General features: G+C 60.6%; 3 protein-coding genes. 1 reads left to right on the top strand and 2 read right to left on the bottom strand.

All coding sequences use genetic code 11. The features are described from left to right. Positions 1–239 precede the first annotated feature (239 nt). A complete protein-coding gene (locus tag ACFQPB_RS23590; RefSeq protein ID WP_162015742.1) occupies positions 240–1,352 on the top strand; it encodes a hypothetical protein in 1,113 nt (370 codons plus the stop codon). A gap of 440 nt (positions 1,353–1,792) precedes the next feature. Here the strand turns inward: ACFQPB_RS23590 and ACFQPB_RS23585 are convergent, their stop codons facing one another. Both ACFQPB_RS23585 and ACFQPB_RS23580 read right to left on the bottom strand, forming a co-directional pair. After that, positions 1,793–3,145: an alpha/beta hydrolase family protein gene (locus tag ACFQPB_RS23585; protein ID WP_162015743.1), complete on the bottom strand. Its 1,353-nt coding sequence runs from the start codon at positions 3,143–3,145 to the stop codon at positions 1,793–1,795. A 266-nt stretch (positions 3,146–3,411) separates the two neighbouring features. Beyond that, a complete protein-coding gene (locus ACFQPB_RS23580) occupies positions 3,412–4,464 on the bottom strand; it encodes an IS3 family transposase (RefSeq protein WP_162015744.1) in 1,053 nt (350 codons plus the stop codon). Positions 4,465–4,659: the final 195 nt, after the last annotated feature.

The raw sequence follows: 4,659 nt of genomic DNA, 5'->3' as shown, positions 1-4,659 counted from the left end.
AGGCCACCATACCCGTTTACAAAGCGAACAGGAAAGTCAATGAAATCAACGGTCTACCCAGACCACCCCCGCGCCAGTGCTAGCTTTGCGTACCGTCACTTATTGCACTGAAAACGAGGAGACCCCGGCAAGCAGTTCTCGACGCAGTTCCAGACGGTGACCGGTTCCTGCGCAGTGCAGTCGAGCGCCATCGTCTTTGGCTCAAGGAGTTTGGCGAGAAGGGCGTCGCTAAGAGCCTCGTGGATGCATCAGCCTCATTGCAGTCGGTCGCCACCATTGCCGAGTTCGAGTCCATCTGCAAAACACTGGCGGGCATACCGTTGCCGATCGGGGTGTTCTCGGAGGAGCGGCCACGCATTCCGGCCGGTCCGAAACAAGTTGAAGAGCGCCCACGGCCTACTGAGCTCTCAGTAGCCTTCTTGAAGTTCCAGCTTGGTGGCCAACCAGCGGCCAACATCCACCACCTGGTTCCGCGCGAATTGCATGACATGGAGATCGAGGTCAGAGTCTCTCGATGGCCAGAGGGTGCCACGCACCTGGTGCTGACGCCGATCTCGGCAGAGCCCAGGAGCACCTACGAGCTCTCCGAGTTCACGTTCACGAAGCCGTCCACAGAGCCGCCGTACACGCTCATCCAGACGGGTCGTGCGGCTCTCCAGATCGCACAGGGACTGAAATCGAGGCCTTTCGAGTTCAAATACACGGCGGCATTCCAACCTGCCAGCGCAGAGCAGCCCGTTGCTGTCGTCGGCCACCGTACGCTTTTGGTGGAGGGCTTCGACATACGGGTCAACTCGATAACCGGCTATCAGCCTGTCGACGAAAAGATCCTGTTGATCCGCGATCTACTAAGACGGGAAGGCTGGGCAAATGCCGAGGAGCTGTCGGACATTCTTGAGCTGCTGACCAGTCTGGGCAATCTTGCTGGGAGAGCAGTTCAAGACGCCGTGTTCGATGGCGCGTGGGGCGAGAAAGAATTCCAAGTCCAGGTTCGAAAGGACCTTCGCCGGTCGCCTCGCATCGGGTCGGATCTGGAGGAGCACGCCGCGGCCGCAGGGGGCTTCACTGACTTGAGCCTTCGAGGAATCACGATCGAGCTCAAGGAGACGGACACGCGGATCAAACAGATGGAAGACTGCCGCAAGTTTGTCGAGCAAGCTGCCAGCTACGCGGTGGCCAAGGGCAAGCGCGTAGCTCTTTTGTGCATTCTGGATACCAGCGCCAAAGACTCTGCGCCTTGGTCGGCGGCCGACGGCATCGACGTTCTGATGTCAGCACCGCCAGCCAACGTGGCGGTCATCACGCTCGTCATCCAGGGGAACATCACTCGTCCGAGCAAGTTGTCCCGTTGAGGCCTTAGTCGCCTCGCTGGATGTCAAACGCGCACGACATCGTCAGTCAAGTTCCGGGTCTGAATTGGCAGCCCCTTGCAGGTTCTTGCTCGAGTCGCAGCTTTCCTTGGGGGCCTTGAAACTGACCACATCGAACTGAACCGCCCCGGGGCGATTCAAACAAGGAGCCGAGATGCCGCAAAGGAGTCGTTGCTGAACCTCAGCAATCAGTCTTGACCCGACTTTCGCCGCCACCGGCGCCACGACCGCTGCTAGGTGCAATCGCCAGTTTGAGCACCGCGACCCGCTTTATCGAAGCTCCTCGCCCGTTCTCCTTGACAACGGCACGGGTCTCCTGATGCCGGCAACCCACCGATCGGTTGAACAACGCGTCTCCTGAAGATGCGCATAGGTCCGCCAATCCTCTCGGTCTCGCAGGTCGGAGTACAGCAGAACATGGTTTACTTGAACCTAGCTCTAGTCCAGTTCCCAACGTAGTCGAACAGATTCTTCACACTGTTCGAATAGGCCCCATCCGGCGCACCGCAGTTGCCGCATGGCGTGAATCCGTGGGTAGCGCCTTCGATAAAAACAAGGTCCTTGTCGGTGCTCTTCGAATTCTCGAACTCCTCTTCCGAGTCGCGGATGAACAGATAGCCACCCATGCCGGCAACCAGAGTCGGCGCCGAGATGGACCTCACGGCACAGACGGTGGAGTTGTTGCTGGAACAGTGGTCAATACCATCCAGCGAGTTGTTCGACATCACCGCTTGTGTGCTCAGGAAGGAGCGGATGCTCAAGAGCTTGGTGCCGCGATCGAACGCATTGGTTGAATCCTTCGTCTGCAGCTCAACCGGGCTGACCGACACCACCATCTGTTCCGAGATGGAGCCGTCGTTCTTGAGCAGCTTGCGCGGCAGCTTGGTAAAGCGTAGCTTGTCTTTGGGATCCAGGCTGTGCAACTGTGATGCGCCGCCAGGGCCAGCACCGGGATTGCCACCATGCGGGATGAGGAAGATGTCGTTGTCTGGATACGGGCCGCTACCGGCTTGGAGCGCACGGCGCTTTGCGAGCGCCGATTCGATCAACGCGTTCATGCGCTTCGACTGGGCGGCGTAGTAGCGGGCCTGGAAGTCGGCCGTGTACGCGGAGGCACCGCTGGGGTTATATCCATTCGCGGGGTTATAGGGGTCCAGCGCGGGATCGAAGCTCTTCGGCGTTTCATTGACGACCGACCCGTTCAGACTGCGCAACAAGATGACTGGCACGCCCGGGTGCGCGTCGGCCAGCACCAGTGCATCGCCTTTGGGCAGGTTGGCGAGTTCATCGCGGCAAGGAACGAGTTTCTGCGGGCTCTTGCAGAATGCGGTGCCATTTTCTGCAACGGCCTGGTAGTAGCTGAGGGTTGGCCCCCCGCCGCTGTGACCGAACAAGACCACCTTCTCGATACCTGCCTGCTTGCGCAGGTATTCCATGCCGGCCTTGACATCCAGTGCGATGAGGTCCCAATCAACAAGGAATTCGTTGTTGTCGAAGCGCGTGTTCATGCACAGCGCGGCAAAACCTCGCTTGGGCAATTCTTGGCATCCAGGGTGCTGCAGATAGTTGCTCGTGCGATGCACGATCAGGAACGCAACGCGCGGCGCAGGCCCGGAATCTGGCTTGTAGTACATGGCCTTGGCGGGGCCAAGACCGATGTAGGTCGGATTGCCTTGCGCCTGGCTGGATGCCGCCGCAAACACCGTCAGGCCAGCTACTGCAATCTGGAGAAGCTTTGCAGCTCTCTTCCAACCCGAACAAAGCTTCTGATTCACATGGGCCTCCATATTCTGTACTGGCACTTCGCCGAACTCGCGGCCGAATTGCGTGGGGAATCAAACTACCGAACTACCGAACTACCAAACGATCAAACTGACGTATGCCCGAAAAGTCCCAGAGGTCAGGACTTCCGTAGGCGTCCTCTCGCGAGCGACGCTTCGAGGACGCCAGGTGGCGCGTGATGATCCGCCCTGCATCGGTCCAGGCCAATAGATTTGAATCGATAGGCCGGAACGTGTCAATGACTTTGCTGCACCGCTTGTCATAAATTTACTGCGCAGTGCTGGGTTGTTCTCTGGACGTTGGCCTCCGATGGTGGTGGGTTGATCCAGGCTGCGGTCGGCAGCGCATGGGGTTTGGGACGACGGCCCTTGAAGCGCTTCGGTGTCGCGAGGAACGCGGCATCCAGCGCGACCTGACGCGCATCGCGCAGGGCCGGTGCCTGACCGTAGTGCACCGCTTGCGGCGTCATGTAGCCGATGCCCGAGTGCCGGTGCTCGGTGTTGTACCAAGAGAAGAATGCTTGGCAGTGGAGCCGAGCGTCCTCGATGCAGCCGAACCGCGCCGGGAAGTCAGGCCGGTACTTCATGGTCTTGAACTGCGACTCCGAATACGGGTTGTCGTCCGAGACGTGCGGCCTGCTGTGGCTCTTGGCGATGTCCAGCTCCACCAGCAAGGCGGCCACCGGCTTGGAGCGCATGGCCGCCCCCCGGTCGGCGTGCAGCGTGAGCATGCCGCGCTGCACGTCGTGGCGCGAGACGGTGTCGGCGATCAGCTGCTCGGCCAGATCGGCGCTCTCGCGCTCGGCGAGCATCCAGCCCACCACGTGGCGGCTGAAGATGTCCAGGATCACGTACAGATGGAAGCAGGTCCATTTGGCCGGCCCTTTCAGCTTGGTGATGTCCCAGGACCAGATCTGGTTCGGAGCGCTGGCCAGCAGTTCGGGTTTGACGTAGGCCGGGTGGGTGAGCTGGCGGCGACGCTCGCACGAGCCGCCTTGGGTGTTCAGCAGGCGGTACATGGTGCGCACCGAGCCCAGGTATCGCCCCTCGTCGAGCAGCGTGGCGTGCACGGCCGCAGGGGCGGTGTCGGCGAAGCGTTCGCTGTTCAAAGTGTCCAGCAGCAGCGTGCTCTCTTGCGCATCCAAGGCCAGCGGTGGGCGCACTCGCACCGCGCGAGGAGGCCTGGGTCCGACCATGGCTGCGCGCCTTGCCTGGGCCCGCTGGCGGGCCGGCACGCCGCGCGGCAGGCCCAGGGCGCGGCATGCGGCGCCAGCGCCCAGAACGGGGCTGAGTTCGAGCACTGCGGCGATCACGGCAAGTCGCCGGTGGCGTCCATCGAGTTGCCCAGCAAGGCAGCAAGTTTTTTTTGGACATCGATCACGGGGTCTCCTCGTTTTCAGTGCAATAAGTGACGGTACGAAAAGCTAGCACTGGCGCGGAGGTGGTGTTGGTAGATCGTTGATTTCATTGACTTTCCTGTTCACTTTCAAATCTGCGATTCGTGGCGT

This window comes from Hydrogenophaga atypica, from assembly GCF_042665215.1.
In the GTDB taxonomy this organism is placed as follows: domain Bacteria; phylum Pseudomonadota; class Gammaproteobacteria; order Burkholderiales; family Burkholderiaceae_C; genus Hydrogenophaga; species Hydrogenophaga defluvii_A.
The sequence above is the reverse complement of the archived record's forward strand: the minus strand, read 5'-3'. Positions and strand labels throughout refer to the sequence as shown.